The organism is Salmonella sp. SAL4457 (assembly GCF_046548235.1).
GTDB lineage: Bacteria > Pseudomonadota > Gammaproteobacteria > Enterobacterales > Enterobacteriaceae > Salmonella > Salmonella enterica.
In genome coordinates this window covers 1-332 of the sequence record NZ_JBGDZO010000206.1, presented here as the reverse complement: position 1 = coordinate 332, position 332 = coordinate 1, and the positions used below count along the sequence as shown (strand labels likewise).

At 67.5% G+C, this 332-nt stretch carries 1 protein-coding gene; it reads left to right on the top strand.

Annotated features, from left to right (window positions below):
• Positions 1–194, top strand: a 194-nt coding sequence (locus ACLJNW_RS23935) for a hypothetical protein (protein ID WP_410961186.1), incomplete at its 5' end; no start/stop codon positions are given.
• Positions 195–332 lie beyond the last annotated feature (138 nt).

Here is a 332-nt window from a genome sequence, read left to right as displayed (position 1 = left end):
TGGTGATGCAGGGCAAGGTGCGGGTCATCCACCACGCCAGCGGCGCCAGCAGCGACTACCGCATCGGCGACGTCAACTACAGCATCGATTCGGTGGCCGATATGGATGGCCAGCCGGGCGCGGAAATCCTCGTGCGCGACGCCAACGGCAAGCTGTTCGTGATCAACGACCGCACCGGAAAGGTAAGCAGTTGAGCCGGGCGGGTTGCGTAGGGCGGGTACGCCACCGGCGCGACCCCGCCAGCCAACGCGCCGGAGGGCCGTCGGCCCGCGCATGAAAAAGGGGAGCCTCGGCTCCCCTTCTTTCGTTCCGGCTCAGCCGTGGTACTGCGC